The organism is Streptomyces incanus (genome assembly GCF_042656345.1).
Lineage (GTDB): Bacteria > Actinomycetota > Actinomycetes > Streptomycetales > Streptomycetaceae > Streptomyces > Streptomyces incanus.
Genome location: NZ_JBHSPC010000139.1, coordinates 1 through 15,895, shown reverse-complemented (window position 1 = coordinate 15,895; position 15,895 = coordinate 1). Strand labels below are relative to the sequence as shown.

The 15,895-nt window shown below is 66.2% G+C and carries 14 protein-coding genes; 9 read left to right on the top strand and 5 right to left on the bottom strand.

The annotated features are described in order from the left end of the window. Positions 1-186 precede the first annotated feature (186 nt). From ACFP2V_RS34520 to ACFP2V_RS34510, 3 genes are all read right to left on the bottom strand, one after another. Complete coding sequence (locus ACFP2V_RS34520; RefSeq protein WP_381219291.1) at positions 187-1,218, bottom strand: alanine racemase; 1,032 nt, start codon at positions 1,216-1,218, stop codon at positions 187-189. Between the two features lie 91 nt (positions 1,219-1,309). Further along, positions 1,310-2,431, bottom strand: a complete 1,122-nt coding sequence (femX, locus tag ACFP2V_RS34515; protein ID WP_381219289.1) for a peptidoglycan bridge formation glycyltransferase FemX — start codon at positions 2,429-2,431, stop codon at positions 1,310-1,312. Positions 2,432-2,594: 163 nt separating this feature from the next. Beyond that, positions 2,595-2,909 carry a hypothetical protein gene (locus ACFP2V_RS34510; RefSeq protein ID WP_381219288.1) on the bottom strand — a complete coding sequence of 105 codons (315 nt, stop codon included), beginning with the start codon at positions 2,907-2,909 and terminating at the stop codon, positions 2,595-2,597. Positions 2,910-3,227: 318 nt separating this feature from the next. Here ACFP2V_RS34510 and rpsF point away from each other — a divergent pair, with 318 nt between their 5' ends. The 4 genes from rpsF to rplI all read left to right on the top strand — a co-directional run bounded on the left by rpsF (position 3,228) and on the right by rplI (position 4,936). Further along, positions 3,228-3,518 carry a 30S ribosomal protein S6 gene (gene rpsF, locus ACFP2V_RS34505; protein WP_055571119.1) on the top strand — a complete coding sequence of 97 codons (291 nt, stop codon included), beginning with the start codon at positions 3,228-3,230 and terminating at the stop codon, positions 3,516-3,518. A gap of 77 nt (positions 3,519-3,595) precedes the next feature. Next, positions 3,596-4,192, top strand: a complete 597-nt coding sequence (locus tag ACFP2V_RS34500) for a single-stranded DNA-binding protein (RefSeq protein WP_381219286.1) — start codon at positions 3,596-3,598, stop codon at positions 4,190-4,192. Positions 4,193-4,234: 42 nt separating this feature from the next. Beyond that, a complete protein-coding gene (gene rpsR / locus ACFP2V_RS34495; protein WP_003949403.1) occupies positions 4,235-4,471 on the top strand; it encodes a 30S ribosomal protein S18 in 237 nt (78 codons plus the stop codon). Between the two features lie 18 nt (positions 4,472-4,489). After that, complete coding sequence (rplI, locus tag ACFP2V_RS34490) at positions 4,490-4,936, top strand: 50S ribosomal protein L9 (protein ID WP_381219284.1); 447 nt, start codon at positions 4,490-4,492, stop codon at positions 4,934-4,936. Between the two features lie 93 nt (positions 4,937-5,029). Here the strand turns inward: rplI and ACFP2V_RS34485 are convergent, their stop codons facing one another. Then, positions 5,030-6,367, bottom strand: coding sequence for an MATE family efflux transporter (locus ACFP2V_RS34485; protein ID WP_381219282.1), 1,338 nt, complete (start codon positions 6,365-6,367; stop codon positions 5,030-5,032). Between the two features lie 458 nt (positions 6,368-6,825). On the opposite strand from ACFP2V_RS34485, the gene dnaB reads away from it, so the two are divergent. The 5 genes from dnaB (at position 6,826) to ACFP2V_RS34460 (ending at position 15,124) form a co-directional block, all read left to right on the top strand. Beyond that, complete coding sequence (gene dnaB, locus ACFP2V_RS34480) at positions 6,826-8,304, top strand: replicative DNA helicase (protein WP_381219281.1); 1,479 nt, start codon at positions 6,826-6,828, stop codon at positions 8,302-8,304. 310 nt (positions 8,305-8,614) lie between these two features. Next, on the top strand, positions 8,615-9,244 hold the full coding sequence (locus ACFP2V_RS34475; RefSeq protein ID WP_055592347.1) for a TnsA-like heteromeric transposase endonuclease subunit: 630 nt from the start codon (positions 8,615-8,617) through the stop codon (positions 9,242-9,244). Further along, positions 9,241-11,370: a helix-turn-helix domain-containing protein gene (locus ACFP2V_RS34470; protein ID WP_055592320.1), complete on the top strand. Its 2,130-nt coding sequence runs from the start codon at positions 9,241-9,243 to the stop codon at positions 11,368-11,370. The genes ACFP2V_RS34475 and ACFP2V_RS34470 overlap by 4 nt, the downstream gene beginning before the upstream one ends. After that, positions 11,367-12,485 (top strand): ATP-binding protein, encoded by a 1,119-nt coding sequence (locus ACFP2V_RS34465; protein ID WP_055592321.1) that lies wholly within the window; start codon positions 11,367-11,369, stop codon positions 12,483-12,485. Before ACFP2V_RS34470 ends, ACFP2V_RS34465 begins: the two co-directional genes overlap by 4 nt. Next, positions 12,482-15,124, top strand: a complete 2,643-nt coding sequence (locus ACFP2V_RS34460) for a TniQ family protein (protein WP_055592322.1) — start codon at positions 12,482-12,484, stop codon at positions 15,122-15,124. Before ACFP2V_RS34465 ends, ACFP2V_RS34460 begins: the two co-directional genes overlap by 4 nt. Before the next feature lie 14 nt (positions 15,125-15,138). Here ACFP2V_RS34460 and ACFP2V_RS34455 read toward each other — a convergent pair whose 3' ends face one another. Beyond that, positions 15,139-15,612, bottom strand: a complete 474-nt coding sequence (locus ACFP2V_RS34455) for a hypothetical protein (protein WP_055592323.1) — start codon at positions 15,610-15,612, stop codon at positions 15,139-15,141. Between the last annotated feature and the right edge of the window lie 283 nt (positions 15,613-15,895).

Genomic DNA, 15,895 nt, shown 5'->3' with positions numbered 1-15,895 from the left:
CGAACCGCCCGGAGGCCGGGCGGGTGGCCGGTCCGATGACAGGTCGCCCCGGATGCCGGTGAAGGCACGAGGAAAGGGCCGTGCCCGGGAGTGCCGTGCACGGCCCTTCTTGTTGCCCTGGCGCCTGCTCAGGCGCTGCCACTGCCTCCCCCGCCGAAACTCCGTGCTCTCCGCGTCTCGTGCCGCTCAGCGGTCGAGGATCCGGTCGAACTGCGTGGTGGTGTGCCGCAGGTGGGCCACCAGCTCCTCACCGACCTGCGGTTCCGGCGCATCCGAGGGCACGAACAGGATCGACACCTGCATGTGCGGCGGTTCGGCGAACCAGCGCTGCTTGCCGGCCCAGACGAACGGAGAGAGGTTCCTGTTCACCGTGGCCAGTCCGGCGCGGGCAACGCCCTTGGCGCGCGGCATGACGCCGTGCAGAGCCTTGGGGGCCTCCAGGCCCACCCCGTGCGACGTGCCCCCCGCCACGACCACCAGGAAGCCGTCGGACGCGGCCCTCTGCTGCCGATAGCCGAACCTCTCGCCCTTGGCTATGCGCGTGACGTCCAGGACGGCACCGCGGTACTCGGTGGCCTCGTGGTCACCCAGCCACAGCCGCGTGCCGATCCGGGCGCGGAACCGCGTCTGCGGGAACTGCTGCTGCAGCCGGGCGAGTTCCTCGGCCTTGAGGTGGCTGACGAACATGGTGTGCAGTGGGAGGCGGGCTGCGCGCAATCGGTCCATCCAGCCGATGACCTCCTCGACGGCGTCCGAGCCGTCGGTGCGGTCCAGGGGCAGATGGAGGGCGAAACCCTCGAGCCGGACGTTCTCTATGGCGGAGTGCAGCTGAGGCAGATCCTGCTCGCTGACGCCGTGCCGCTTCATCGAGGACATCACCTCGATGACCACCCGGGCGCCGACCAGGCCGTACACCCCGTCGATCGACGAAACCGAGCGGATGACCCGGTCGGGCAGCGGGACGGGTTCCTCGCCGCGCCGGTACGGCGTCAACACGAGCAGATCGCCGCCGAACCAGTCCTTGATCCGGGCAGCCTCGTACGTCGTGCCGACAGCGAGGACGTCCGAGCCCAGCCGGGTGGCCTCCTCGGCCAGCCGCCCGTGTCCGAAGCCGTAGCCGTTGCCCTTGCAGACCGGGACGAGTCCCGGGAACTGCTGCTGCACGTGCTTGTGATGCGCCCGCCAGCGCGCGGTGTCGACGTAGAGCGTGAGCGCCATGGCCGGACCTGGAACCTTTCTCGTGGCTGCGGTGTGTCGGAGGGTTGAGAGCTGTGGGAGCTGGTGGAGCGAGCTGTGCGCGGAGTCGGTGTCAGCGGCGCGACATGTAGATGTCGAGCGCCTTGTGGAGCAGCTTGTTCAGCGGGAAGTCCCATTCGCCGAGGTACTCGGCGGCCTGGCCGCCCGTGCCCACCTTGAACTGGATCAGGCCGAAGAGGTGGTCGGTCTCGTCCAGCGAGTCGGAGATGCCGCGCAGGTCGTAGACGGTGGCGCCGAGCGCGTAGGCATCACGCAGCATCCGCCACTGCATCGCGTTCGAGGGCCGGACCTCACGGCCGATGTTGTCGGACGCGCCGTAGGAGTACCAGACGTGACCGCCGACGATCAGCATCGTCGCCGCCGACAGATTGACGCCGTTGTGCCGGGCGAAGTACAGCCGCATGCGGTTGGGGTCCTCGCTGTTGAGGGCGGTCCACATGCGCTCGAAGTACGACAGCGGGCGAGGCCGGAAATGGTCGCGCACGGCGGTGATCTCGTACAGCCGCTGCCACTCGGGCAAGTCGTCGTAGCCACCCTGGACGACCTCGACACCGGCCTTCTCGGCCTTCTTGATGTTGCGGCGCCACAGCTGGTTGAAGTTCTTGTGGACCTCTTCCAGAGAGCGATTCGCCAGTGGCACCTGGTAGACGTAGCGGGGCTGTACGTCGCCGAAACCGGCCCCGCCGTCCTCGCCCTGCTGCCATCCCATACGGCGCAGCTTGTCGGCGACCTCGAAGGCACGGGGCTCGATGAAGTCGGCCTCCAGGTCGCGCAGACGCTTGACGTCCGGGTCCTGGATGCCCTTCTTGATGGTCGTCGCCTCCCAGCGCCGGATGATCACCGGCGGGCCCATCTTCACCGAGAACGCGCCCTGCTGCTTCAGGTGCGCGAGCATCGGCTCGATCCACTCCTGAAGATTTGGCGCGAACCAGTTGATGACCGGGCCTTCGGGGAGGTAGGCCAGGTAGCGCTTGATCTTGGGGAGCTGCCGGTAGAGGACGAGGCCGGCGCCGACCATCTCGTCGGTCCGGTCGTCGAACCATCCGAGGTTCTCCGCGCGCCATTCCGCCTTGACGTCCGACCAGGCAGGGACCTGCATGTGACTCGCCGACGGCAGGCTCTGGATGTATGCCAGATGCTGCTCTCGGCTGATGGTCCTCAGGGTCAGGCTCATTCGGGGCGCTCCTCGGGCTGGTGTGTCCCCATGGGTTCAGGGGCTCCGGCTCTCGCGCGAAGCCTACTGCGCCGTGGGTGTGCCCCGGTTGGGTGCACGGGACCTGCGCCCCGGCCCGTCACGGCCGGGGCGCTCCCCGCTATGCGGGAGGAGGTGCCCGGTGTCAGTCGATGACCCCGCCGAACAAGCCGCCGTGCGACATGCCGAGGAAGAAACCGATCGCTGCGGCGCCCAGCCCCAGGATCAGGCCGAAGCGCCCCCGCGTCGTCTCCGAGACCCACTGGCCGTACGCGCCGGTGAGGATTCCCACCAGGCCGGTCCAGGAGCTGAGCAGGTGCAGCTGGTGGAACATCGCGGTGACGAGGGACGTGCCCCCCAGCACCAGGGTCACCGCGAGCAGGATGTCCTGGACTGGGTGGGGCTTGCCGTCCGTGGCGAAAAGGCCTCCGGCGGTGTTGGGTCGCAATGCCTGTGCCATGGGCACCTCCTGCGAAAGGCGGCGCATCGTAGCGCCGTACACACCCGATGTGTACAGACTGACGGGCTTCCGGGCCGGATTTCAACCGGAAGCCGCTGTGCGGGTACTCTGTACCGTCTGCACCGGTGTCTGTTCGGACAGATCCAGTCACGTTCAGGACAGGACCACGGGTCCGTCCCGGCCGATCTGGAGAAACCGCCACCCGACCTCGATTGTCAGTGGCGGCTGTTCTACTGACAGACATCGTTGCGCAACGCATCACGGCCCTCCTGCCACGGAACGACCGTGGCCGCTGAGTCCAAAGGAGGTGGGTTCCACATGCGTCACTACGAGGTGATGGTCATCCTCGACCCCGATCTCGAGGAGCGTGCTGTCTCCCCGCTGATCGAGAACTTCCTTTCTGTCGTCCGGGATGGCGGCGGAAAGGTCGAGAAGATCGATACCTGGGGGCGTCGTCGTCTCTCGTACGAGATCAAGAAGAAGCCCGAGGGCATCTACTCGGTCATCGATCTGCAGGCCGAGCCTGCGGTCGTCAAGGAGCTCGACCGCCAGATGAACCTGAACGAGTCGGTCCTCCGGACCAAGGTCCTCCGCCCCGAGAACCACTGAGCCCTTCCGCTCAGCTGGTCCCGGGATCCGAGTAGCAGCACAAGCAGCCAGCAGCAAACCCGCCGAGAGGTTCCCCCATGGCAGGCGAGACCGTCATCACGGTCGTCGGCAACCTTGTCGATGACCCCGAGCTGCGCTTCACCCCGTCCGGTGCGGCCGTCGCGAAGTTCCGTGTCGCGTCGACTCCCCGCACCTTCGACCGCCAGACGAACGAGTGGAAGGACGGCGAGAGCCTGTTCCTGACCTGCTCGGTCTGGCGTCAGGCGGCGGAGAACGTCGCCGAGTCGCTCCAGCGAGGCATGCGCGTCGTCGTGCAGGGCCGGCTGAAGCAGCGGTCCTACGAGGACCGTGAGGGCGTCAAGCGCACGGTCTACGAACTGGACGTCGAGGAAGTCGGCGCCAGCCTGCGCAACGCCACGGCCAAGGTCACCAAGACCACCGGCCGCGGTGGCCAGGGTGGTTACGGCGGTGGCGGCAACCAGGGTGGTGGCGGCTGGGGCGGAGGCTCCGGCGGCGGCCAGCAGGGTGGCGGCGCTCCGGCCGACGACCCCTGGGCATCCGGCGCTCCCGCCGGCGGCCAACAGGGTGGCGGCGGCCAGGGTGGCGGCTGGGGCGGAGGCTCCGGCGGCAGCAGCGGCGGTGGCGGCGGCTACTCGGACGAGCCCCCCTTCTAGGCGGGGCCGCACCACACTTCTTGATCACACAGGAGATACATCATGGCGAAGCCGCCTGTGCGCAAGCCGAAGAAGAAGGTCTGCGCATTCTGCAAGGACAAGGTCACGTACGTGGACTACAAGGACACGAACATGCTGCGGAAGTTCATTTCCGACCGTGGCAAGATCCGTGCCCGTCGCGTGACCGGTAACTGCACCCAGCATCAGCGTGACGTCGCCACGGCTGTCAAGAACAGCCGTGAGATGGCGCTGCTGCCCTACACCTCCACCGCGCGATAAGGGAAGGGTGACCGACTCATGAAGATCATCCTCACCCACGAGGTCTCCGGCCTCGGTGCCGCGGGCGACGTCGTCGACGTCAAGGACGGTTACGCTCGCAACTACCTGGTTCCGCGGAAGCTCGCGATCCGCTGGACCAAGGGTGGCGAGAAGGACGTCGAGCAGATCCGTCGCGCTCGCAAGATCCACGAGATCCAGACCATCGAGCAGGCCAACCAGGTGAAGGCCCAGCTCGAGGGCGTCAAGGTCCGCCTCGCGGTCCGCTCCGGCAACGCCGGCCGTCTCTTCGGTTCCGTCACGCCGGCCGACGTCGCTTCCGCGATCAAGGCTGCGGGCGGTCCCAAGGTCGACAAGCGTCGCATCGAGCTTGGCGCGCCGATCAAGACCCTCGGCGCCCACGAGACGTTCGTGCGTCTGCACCCCGAGGTTGCCGCCAAGGTCGACCTCGAGGTTGTCTCGGAGTAAGTGCTGCTTGTTTTAGCAGTGGGATGGGGCCGCACCGTTCGGGTGCGGCCCCATCGTCGTTTCACGTGAAACGCGGGGTTTCATGTGAAGCGGTCAGCGTGCGGCGCCGGTGATGACCCAGCGGCCCGAGCGGGTACGGAACCACAGGGTCAGCAGCCGAACGGTCATCATGAGCGTCATCGTCCCCCACAGTGCGGTGAGTCCACCTCCGAACGCCGGGACCAGCAGGGCGAACGGAGTGAAGACCGCCAGAGTGACCAGCATCGCCCATGCCAGGTACGGCCCGTCGCCCGCACCCATCAGCACCCCGTCCAGAATGAAGACGATGCCGGAGATCGGTTGGGACAGTGCGACGATCATCAGAGCCGGCAGGGCCGTGTTCGTGACCGTGGAATCGCTGGTGAACAGAGGCAGGAAGACCGGCCGGGCGAGCACCACGACCACACCGAGGACGGCCCCGGCCGCGAAGCCCCACTCCACCATGCGACGGCATACCTGGCGGGCACCCTGGGCGTCCCCGGCTCCCAGGTAGCGGCCGATGATGGCTTGCCCGGCGATCGCGATGGCGTCCAGCGCGAAGGCGAGCAGGCTCCACAGGGAGAGGATGATCTGGTGAGCCGCGATGTCGGAATCGCCGAGTCGGGCAGCGACGGCGGTGGTGATCATCAGGATGGCCCTGAGTGAGAGGGTCCGTACCAGCAAGGGCGCACCGGCCTGGGCAGAGGCTCTGATCCCCGCGAGGTCCGGGCGTAGTGAGGCGCCGTGCTTGCGCGCGCCCCTCAGCACCACGATCAGATAGACAGCGGCCATGCCCCACTGGGCGATGACCGTGCCCCAGGCGGAGCCCGCGATACCGAAACCGGCGCCGTAGACCAGCGCGACATTGAGAACGCCGTTGGCGGCGAAGCCGCCGACGGCGACGTAGAGAGGGGTCCGGGTGTCCTGCAGTCCGCGCAGGACACCGGTCGCGGCGAGCACGATCAGCATGGCCGGTATACCGAGTGAGGAAATACGCAGATAGGTGATCGCGTAGGGGGACGCGGTGCCCGAGGCGCCGAACAGATCCACGAGGGCGGGTGCCGTGGGCAGGACCACGGCGACGACACCGGCACCGAGGAACAGGGCGAGCCAGATTCCGTCCATGCCCTGGCGGATGGCTGAGGGGAGGTCGCCGGCACCGACTCGTCGGGCGACGGCGGCCGTGGTGGCGTAGGCGAGGAAGACGAAGACACTGACAGCGGTCATCAGGAGGGCCGAGGCGACGCCGAGTCCGGCGAGCTGTGCCGTGCCGAGATGGCCGACGATGGCGCTGTCTGCCATGACGAAAAGGGGTTCGGCGACGAGGGCGCCGAATGCCGGTACGGCCAGCATGACGATCTCGCGGTCGTGCTGCCGTCGAACGGCTCGAGGGCGCGCGGGGGCCTGTGTCATGCACGCCAATCTAATCGTCCACAGGTAAGAGATGCAATGCTCCATAGACCCTTACGTAATGGCGCAGGGTGTGTGCTTGCATACAGCATTCGAGGAGATCTTGGCCGGACAGGGAAAGTTTTTTTTCTGCACAGGCAGTGGATGATGAAAGGCCAGGTCAGCGCCCTCCTGGCGGATCAATGCAGGTCTTGTTCACAGGGCTGTCCACCGGGTCGTGCACAGGTTTGGCGGACTTCTCCACAGCATTGGGTCGGTCGTCCACATGGCCTGTGGATAACCAGATTGGCTGACGGTGCAGACGGGCCTACGGTGGTGCGGCGCCCGCTCCGTCCGCCGGTTTCCAAAAGGTCATAAAACCGGCGCGCGACAACCGGAGTCGGGCGTCCTATTTGTCAGTGCCGTGCCGTAGAAAGAGGGGCACGGCGAGGTCCGCTCGGCGGACGGGAGGAGGTGGCTCGGTGAGCATTTCCGAGCCCTTGGACGACCCGTGGGCCGACAGCGGACCCAGTGATCGTCTGCCCGCCTCCCGACGCCGTGAAAACGGAGGCCGCGGTCGTGAAGAGCAGCACGACCGGGACCGGGATTCCGGCGGATGGGACGGCACGGGCTCCACATTCGAGCGGGTGCCGCCGCAGGACCTCGAGGCCGAGCAGTCCGTTCTGGGCGGCATGCTGCTGTCCAAGGACGCCATCGCCGATGTCGTAGAGATCCTCAAGGGCCACGACTTCTACAAGCCGGCTCACGAAACCGTCTACACAGCTGTTCTCGATGTCTACGCGAAGGGCGAGCCGGCCGACCCCATCACGATCGCCGCGGAACTGACCAAGCGCGGTGAGATCAACAAGGTCGGCGGGGCCTCGTATCTGCACACCCTCGTCCAGACGGTGCCCACGGCGGCCAACGCGGCGTACTACGCGGAGATCGTGCACGAGCGCGCCGTGCTGCGCCGCCTGGTCGAGGCCGGTACCCGCATCACGCAGATGGGGTACGCGGCCGACGACGACGTCGACGAGATCGTCAACCGGGCGCAGGCCGAGATCTACGCCGTCACGGAACAGCGCACCAGTGAGGACTACCTCCCGCTCGGCGACATCATGGAGGGCGCGCTCGACGAGATCGAGGCGATCGGCTCGCGCAGCGGCGAGATGACCGGTGTGCCCACGGGGTTCACGGACTTCGACTCGCTCACCAACGGGCTGCACCCGGGGCAGATGATCGTCATCGCCGCGCGTCCCGCGATGGGCAAGTCCACGCTCGCGCTGGACTTCGCCCGTGCCGCGTCCATCAAGCACAACCTGCCGAGTGTGGTCTTCTCGCTCGAGATGGGGCGCAACGAGATCGCGATGCGCCTGCTGTCCGCCGAGGCTCGGGTGGCTCTCCACCACATGCGGTCCGGCACGATGACCGACGAGGACTGGACCCGCCTGGCGCGCCGGATGCCGGACGTGTCGGCGGCGCCGCTCTACATCGACGACTCCCCGAACCTGTCGATGATGGAAATCCGCGCCAAGTGCCGTCGGCTGAAGCAGCGCAATGACCTGCGGCTGGTCGTCATCGACTACCTCCAGCTGATGCAGTCCGGCGGTTCCAAGCGAGCGGAGAGCCGTCAGCAGGAGGTCTCGGACATGTCCCGTAACCTCAAGCTGCTCGCCAAGGAACTGGAGCTCCCGGTCATCGCGCTCTCCCAGCTCAACCGCGGTCCCGAGCAGCGCACCGACAAGAAGCCGATGGTCTCCGACCTGCGTGAGTCGGGTTCCATCGAGCAGGACGCCGACATGGTCATCCTGTTGCACCGCGAGGACGCGTACGAGAAGGAGTCCCCGCGCGCGGGCGAGGCCGACCTGATCGTGGCCAAGCACCGAAACGGCCCGACGGCGACCATCACGGTCGCCTTCCAGGGCCACTACTCCCGCTTCGTGGACATGGCGCAGACCTGACCGGTTCCTTGTAGGGCCTCATTTTCCGTGTCGGAATCTCACGGTCGATGTCGGATGGATGTCGGATACGACATCGCTGTGAGACCGTCCAGGCTCTTGAGGCTGAATTCGCTCAAACGTGTGGACGTTCCAAGCTCTCTTGGTGAACGTACCGCCGTACGGCCCAGGCTGTCACCGACTGCTTGATCGCATCGAACCTGATGCTGCGGGAGTGGGGGTGCTTGTGCCAGTTGAGTCGGCAATGGTGTGTTTCCGTACATCGGGCCGGGAGTTCGAAGACGAGCCATGGGAGAGCGTCAGCAGCGCGACGTTGGCGACAGCGTCTCCATGGCGGACATTCCGGTGGTACGACGGCCAGAAGCACTACTCGGGCACCTACTGGTCGTCGACCATGTGTGACCACGTGATCTACGAGTCGCGGCTTGAACTTGCTCGACTGTTGTTTGACGACTTCGACCCATCCGTACGCCGCATCCTTGCCCAGCCCTTCCTGCTGAAAGCCGAGGTGGAAGGCAAGGTTCGCAAACACATCCCGGACTACCTGCTGATCAGCGAGGACGGTCCGGTCGTGGTCGACGTCAAGCCGAGGCACCGGGTGGCCAAGCCAGAGGTGGCGTTCACTTTCGACTGGACGCGGCGGTTGGTGGAGACACGCGGATGGCGATACGTCGTGTGGAGCGAACCTGCGCCTGCGGAACTCGAGAACCTTCGGTTCCTCGCCGGGTACCGACGTGACTGGCTTTTCGATGGTCTCCTGCTCGACGAACTTCGAGCGATGGGGCTGGATTGCCGGACACTTGGCGAACTCGATGACGCACTCACCGGACGGGAACCGGAGGAGGTCCGTGCTGGGGTCCTTCACCTTCTCTGGCGTGGTGAGCTGGTCACCGACTTGACTACCCCGCTCAGCGGTCATCACGTTCTGAAGGCTTCGAAGTGAGCTGGGCCGGAGTCCGCGTGGGGGTTGGTACACGGTTCCGCTATGACGGCGAGACCGTTGAGCTCGTCGAGCTGGCGATCACCGCGAACGGCAACGAGGCGGTACTGAAGAACGGCCGCGGGAAGCTGCTGAGACTGGCAGTGAAGGAGCTGCTGCTGTCTGATCGAGTTCGTGTGATCCCGGATGCTCCGGGACCGTCCGGTGACGACGACGAAGACGTCGCTGGCGTCGTGCTGAGCCAGCTGTCGAAAGCCGAGCAAGACGGACTACGAGTGCGGGCAGGCCATGTCCGGGAGGTCCTCACTGGTTACCGTTCGGGTGCTCCCGAGCTGGCAGCGGAAGGCGAGCCGAGGCCGGAATACTCGCCTGACCTCCCGCTCGGCGAGCGCTACGCGAGCAAGGCCGCTGAACTCGGCGTCACCGTTCGTACCGTCGAGCGCTGGGTTCGGGACTTCCGCCGTGGCGGCGAGGCGGGCTTGGCGGCTGCCGGGCGACCCGCACGTGGGCGGGCCACGAAACTGGATGACCGGTGGGTGGAGACAGCCACGGAGGTCATGGTCGAGCATGCCAAGGAGTCCAAGCCGTCCCGCACGCTGGTGATCGAGCGGACCCGAGCACGGGTGGTTGCACGGTTCGGTCCGGATGTCGTCCCGCAACCCAGCCGGGCTACTGCCTTCCGGCTGCTTGAGGAGTTGGAGGACCAGCACCCGCTCTTCCGACTGAGTGCGAAGCGGAACCGGGACATCGCTGGCCGGCCAAGTGAGCCTTATGGCAAGTTGCGGCCGACCAGGCCGGGCGAGTACCTCCTGATGGACTCCACCCGGCTGGACGTTTTCGCCTTCGACCCGTTCACGCTTCGATGGGTTCAGGCTGAGCTCAGCATCGGTATGGACTGGTACACCCGCTGCGTCACCGGCATCCGCCTCACCCCGGTGTCGACGAAGGCGGTGGACGTCAGCGCGGTGCTCTACCAGTCGTTCCGGCCCAGGCCGGCTGGGAAGGACTGGCCGCGCTACGCGGTTTGGCCCGAGCACGGCATCCCACGGACGGTCCTCGTGGATACGGCTGTCGCCGAAGGGGCTGGTGCAGCTGGCCCGATTCTGGTTCCGGAAACCCTGGTCATCGACCACGGAAAGCAGTACGACTCCGAGCATCTGACCAGCGTCTGCCGACGGATGGGTATCTCGATCCAGCCTGCGAGGCTACGGACGGGCCGCGACAAAGGGCCAGTCGAAAGATTCTTCCGCACCCTGCGCGAGGGCCTGCTTCAAGCATTGCCCGGCTATAAGGGGCCGGACGTCCATTCCCGGGGGGAGAACCCGGAGGACGACGCCTTCTTCTTCCTGCATGAGCTGGAGGCGATCATCCGTGAGTGGGTCGCGGCGGTCTACCACCATCGACCGCACACGAGTCTGGTCGACCCGGGTCTGCCAGGGCTGCGGATGTCCCCCGCCGCGATGTTCGAGCACGGCATGGCCCGGGCGGGTTACATCGAGGCCTCCAGAGACCCTGACCTCGCCTACGAATTCCTGAAGACCGAATGGCGCACGATCCAGCACTACGGAGTCGAGATCGGCCGTCGCCGCTACAGCGGCCCCGGCCTCAAAGGCCTCAGCGATGTCCGGAGTCCCTACAAGAGTCCGGTCGAGAACGGATGGCCCTTCCAGGTTGACCCCGACGACATCACCCGCATCTACGTCCGGGACCTGGACCGTCGCTGGCGCACCCTGACCTGGGAACATGCGCCCACGGCCGGTATGCCGCTGAGCGAGGATGCTCTCGCCTTCGCCCGGAAACTGGCTGCTGCGAAGTATCGCTTTCCTGACGACCGTCTTGCGGTCGCCGACCTATTGGAGCGCTGGAACCTCGGCCTGGGCACAACGCTGGCAGAGCGGCGGATGGCCCTGCGGCTATCGCGAGAGCAAGCGGCCATCGAACTGCCCGAGTCCGACGAGTCAGTCGTCTCGCTGCCCTCAGTCCGCAAAGCCCTGGGGGACAAAGAGGGCTCGTCCCACGAGGAGCCGGAGCAGATGGAGCCGGCCGAGACGGGTGATGACGACGAGGCCGACTTCGAAGTCCTCGTCGAAGAGGACGACTTCTACGCCGACGCATTGGAGGACGTGTGACTGACCCGCTCCCGCTGGGCCTGGGGAATCTGGCGTTGTCGCGGAAGGAGGACTTCAAGGAGTTCGCCAACGCTCCGCGTCGCGAACAGCCCAGGCTGCTGACGAGGACAGAGCTGAAAGCTCTGACCGCTGAGGCGAGAGCCGTCTACGACCGACTGCGGCGGGAGTGGCATGCCAACCTCGGGCCGATCAGGACGCAGCAACTGGCTGATCTTCACGAGGATTTGTGGGACATCGTCGACAGCAATCAGCAGGACGGTGACAAGGCCAAGGGCGCCGTGGCTGTCGACGCCTTTCCCGGCCTCGGGAAGACGACCTCGGTGCTGGCGTTCCTCCGTGAGTTCCACCACCGGGAGATCGCCGAGAACGGCGAGTTCACAGCGCAGGGACACGAACGGCTTCCGGTCTGCCGGGTCGGACTGACCGGCAACACCGGCATGAAGGACCTCAACCGTGCCATTCTGGAATTCTTCGGCCATGCTGGACGCAACCGCGGAACGGCCGCCCAGATGGGCCAGCGGGCCCTGGACTGCGTGTTGTCCTGCGAAGTGCGCGTCCTCGCACTCGACGATCTGCACTTCCTGAAGTGGCGCAACACCAGCGGCATCGAGGTCAGCAACCACCTGAAGTGGATCGCCAACGAGTTCCCCGTGACCTTGCTGATGATCGGCGTCGGACTCGCAGAGAAGGGCCTGTTCAGCGAAGGAACTACTTCCGGTGACACAGCCCTGGCCCAGACAGGCCGGCGCACGACTCGACTGGACATGCAGCCCTTCACCATCAAGAACGAGGCGGGCCGCCGAGAATGGAGGAAGATGCTTCTCGCCCTGGAGAAGCGAGTGGTCCTGGCCGACAAGTATCCCGGCATGCTTGCAGACGATCTTTCCGACTACCTCTTTGCCCGAAGCACCGGGCATATCGGCTCGCTGATGACACTGATCAACCGGGGCTGCCAAAGAGCCGTCCGCAGCGGCACCGAACGCCTCGACCGTGACCTGCTCGACCGAGTGAAGAACGACGAGGCATCCGAGAAGGCTCGCAGGGAGCTCGAAGCAGCCCTGGACAAGCGACGACTCACCAGCCGGCCCCGATCCAGCAACCGGAAAGCCGCGTGACGTCCGGCCTGCGGACTCTCCCGATCAGGGTCGCGCCGCTGCCAGGAGAAGCCCTGGACTCCTGGCTGGAGACCCTGGCCCACCGCAGCATGGTCAGCTTCCGCGAGATCCTGATCGCCTTGGGACTGCCCGGTCGGCGCGACGGCAACCTCCCTGACCTCACCCGCTACCTCGAGTCGGACCAGGCCGAGCAGGCCGCGGCCGTGAGCGGAGTCCCCGCTGACCGGTTGCATGCGATGACGTTGCGCCAGTACGACGGCCATGCGCTCGTACTGCACCCTCACCGCCGGACGGTGAACCGCATGCAGCTATGGGGCCGAAACGGCTCCCGTTACTGCCCCCGATGCCTTCACGAACACGACGGCCGCTGGCAGTTACGCTGGCGCCTCCCCTGGAGCTTCGCTTGCACTCGGCACCGGATCCTGCTGCCGCACGCCTGTCCCTCTTGCAACCAGCGCACCCGCCACGGCCGAGTCAGCATCTTCCGTGATCTTCCACCCCATCAGTGTCCTACGACGCTGAAACCGTCAGGGGCTCTCTGCCAGACGGACCTCACCCTGGCCCCCGCTGCCGCCCTTCGCGAAGACAGCCCAGAACTGGCGTCCCAGCGCTTGATCAACGACCTGCTGGACCGAGTCGAACAGGGACAAGCGCAGTCCCTCCCCGCACCCCGAATGATCTTCAACGACCTGCGTGCGCTGGCCTCCTGGGTCTTGCGCATCGCGGAACCCGACGACTTCCCGACACTCGATCCGCATGTCGAGCAGGCATGCCAGGCCTACGCCGGAGACGGTCAGTTTTCGCCTACCTCGGCGGCAGTGACCGCAGGCGGACTCACCCGCGCCGTCCACATCCTTCAACAGGGCTCCGACAAGACAAACATCGCCACGCTGCGGACCCTCCTCGAACGAGACGGCGAGCGACTGGACCTCATGCCGCTCGGTGACATCAACAAACGCTGGAGGGCACACTCCACTGCCCTGCAACAACTGATCTGGCAGGCCATGGACACACGCATGGCGAACGTGGACCGGCTCCGCTTCCGAAGCTGCACCACTCGCCCGCGCCCACCCCACAAGATGAATGAGACCCTGACCACCGCACGGGCCGGCCGAGTCCCACAGTTGCTCTGGCGCGGATGGACTGCCCGCTTCCTGCCCGCCGCCGGCGTCCGGAACATCGGCAACTTCCGCGCGGCCCTGGCCGTCGCACTCCTCCTCCCCGGAGCATCCAAACGTCACTTCGATCCCCTGATCAGCATGCTTGGTCATCAGGCGCAACTCGACGTCCACTACACGCTCGCCGAGCTTGCCCAGCAGGGCCACGACGGAGTCCTCACCGGGCTCTGCGAGATCGCCGACTACCTGGACACCCAGCCCGTCCCCATCGACTACGAACGTCGACGCGGGCTGACAGGTGAGGGCCTCTTGCCCGCTGATGACTGGGTTTCGATTTGCACACAGACCGGTGTCCACCCGGGACAGGAAGCGCGGCTGCTGTCTGTGCGCCGCTACCTCTATCAGCGCATCACCGGAAATGATCTCCGGCAGGCGCCAGCGTCGCTCCGGATCACGACCGCCGAGGAGACGGGAGGCGTCGCGGTAGTTCCCTTCCGGATCACCGCCGCCCTGCTGAGAGCTCTCGACGAGTACGGCGAGAACTACCTACGGGGTTTGGGCATCGACGAACCGCTGACCTGGGAGCCCCCAGCGGATCTTGCCGCAGGACTCTGCCTACCCGGCAGACCAGTGGACGTGACACGAGCACACCGTCTCATCTGCGCTGAGGGCCAAGCGCCCGCCGTCGCAGCGAAGGAGATGGGCGTCGCTCTGGAAAGCATCCGCCATTGCTTCGAGCAGCACCCACCCAGCAGCCCCTGGTCCTCCAAAAGCGGCGGCTCTTGGGTCGACCCCAGCAGGCCCATCGCTCGACGGTCCCGGCTTGCCGCAGCTCAGGCCCGCCAGCAAGCACATACCGTGCTGACCAACGAATTCCTGCGAAGCGAGTACCTCGACGCGCGGAAGACGGTCAGAGAGATCGCCTCAGAGACCCGTCTCCCCAAAAGACTCATCAGCGAGGTGCTGAATCAGTCCGGCCTCATCGCTAGCCGAGAGCCGTCGAGGAAGCCGATCGTCGATGAGCAGTGGCTCCGAGAGCAGTACGTCCGGCAGGCCCGGACCCTGGCCAGCATCGCCACCGAGCTGGACATGAGCCCAACGACCCTGACACGCCACCTCCGGGCCATGGGCATCGCACTCCGTCCACGCGGCGGACGCCGGGCCGTGAGCCGAACGGAACTCGAATCAGTACCGCCGCTGATCAGGCCGGCCCTCACAGATCGGCGCTGTTGGGGCCGCCTTCAGCGGTTTCGAGAAGCCATGGAGCATCGCACCCTCGCCGAGGCATCACGCCAGCTCGGCACCACTCGCTCGGTCCTTTACACCCAGTTTGCTGCCCTGGAAAGGGATTTGGGCGTCCAGCTCTACATCCGCCCCCGCCGGGGCGAATCACTCCGCCCCACCGAGGCCGGACAAGCCGTGATGGACGCGCTCACCGACAGCGAAGGCGCTCGACCAGGCGGCAACACCATCGAGACCGGCATTCCTCCCGCCTCCAGGGCAGAACCCATGACCAGCTGATCGTCGACGGACGGCTATCGAACAGGACCGCACTCATCGACCAGAACGGTCGGCTCTGACAGGAATACGTTCGGGTCGACGGGCCCATAGGCAACGTTGAACGTGTCGAGCCAGTACGACCAGTCCCGTATTCCGGCGGCGCTACTGAACCGATAGTTCAACTGCCAACGGACCCACTGCCCCGGGACCAGACGCACCGCCGGCGGCCGCCACGGGCGCGGCGGCAATCCGAACAACGGCTCCACACGCGCCAGCACGCGAAGCCGATCGCCCTCGTCTCGCAAGGTGAGTCCGACCTGGCGCAAGTCCCTCTCGCTCTCGTGCGGCTCGAAACCGTCACGCTCGGACATCTGGATGACCTGGGCGAAGGAAGACGGCACTGGTGACACCAGGAACCCCATTGGCGCCGAATTCCTGCGGGCAGCAGCGTCACCGCCCCTGGAGTGCTTCGTCCAGGACGTCCTGATCCACTGAACCGTGATCTCCACTGGAACCGCCTTTCGCCCCGGACACTACGGCGACCACAGCCTGCACGGCACTCTGGTTTCGGCGTGCTGCCCGGCGGCCCGGAAGATTCCGGCTGAGACGGACCTATTGCACGGCCCTAGAGTCCAACAGTGGAGGAGGCGAAGATGGCGCTGAACAAGAAGGGTTCCCGGCGCATAACCGTTGACGGGATCGAGTACCGCTGGCGGATCCGCAGGAAGCCCTCGGGACCTCCCCCCGGGTGGTGGACACCCTGACCTCCGGCCCCGGTGGGGGCCGGGAGAG